Source organism: Sporosarcina sp. Y1004 (assembly GCF_057669665.1).
Map to the genome: position 1 here is coordinate 1 of NZ_JBYHFQ010000060.1, position 955 is coordinate 955.

General features: G+C 44.4%; 1 protein-coding gene. It reads right to left on the reverse strand.

Annotated elements, in window-relative coordinates; genetic code table 11:
• Nucleotides 1-602: reverse transcriptase domain-containing protein (locus AC25Y6_RS19580; RefSeq protein ID WP_488144202.1), on the reverse strand; the 602-nt coding region annotated here is incomplete at its 3' end.
• Nucleotides 603-955: the final 353 nt, after the last annotated feature.

The following is a 955-nucleotide window of genomic DNA, read 5'->3' on the forward strand; positions in this document are numbered from 1 at the left end:
CTCTTTAGATCACAATCCACCACAACTCGGTATCCTTCTTGGTAGTATTGCTCTGCCAACTTTATGGCTTGATGAGCGTTTCTACCTTTTCGGAAACCATAGCTGTTCTCCGAGAATTCCGGGTCAATGATTGGTTCAATCACCTGTAAGATAGCTTGTTGCACTACTCTATCCAGGACTGTCGGGATTCCCAAGTTTCTCTTAGATCCATCAGATTTCGGTATGGCAACTCGTTTGACTGGTTGAGGTTGGTAAGTACCATCCTTCAACTTCCTTTTAAGAGGTTCGAAGTATTTTTCCATGTGTCCTTTTAATTGATAGACCGTAATGCCATCAATACCAGGAGCACCTTTGTTACTTCTCACTTTTGCATATGCCCTCCAAAGGTTGTCGTCTGCAATAACTTTATCAATTAAATTGATACCATCCTGTTCTTTCATATCCATGTCGACATCCCTGCGCACTCCTATATACCTTTCGGTTTCCAACCTATCTCTCCATAGGCAGCCATCTATCGGTTTTAACCACGATGTTTTCTGCGTTTCGGCGGTGATGTCTACACCTCCCTGTTTTCCAAGATTTAAGATTGTTCCACCCTTCATTTCCGTAAGGAAACTACTATGGTTTCTGCTGACTTCTCACGATAAATCTTGTTTCAACCGAGTTTTCACTCGTCCGTGAGACCTCCCCGGGTAAGAGCTATAACCTTCCTCCCATGTAACTGCTGTATCTACTAAATGGAACTTGTGCAGTATTGGACTTCGTTTTGTTTTGCAAACTCGTCCATTCCAATTCAGCCTTATATACAGTTTCTGTCCGTCAGTTCGGGATTTTGCCGCCGGCTTCCTTCAGATTCCACCTCACGGTGGACACCCTTGCCTTAAGCTAACAGTTCCTACTGCCAAGCCTGTAGTGGACTTTCACCACCAAGTTATAGCCCATGCCGGGCGCACAA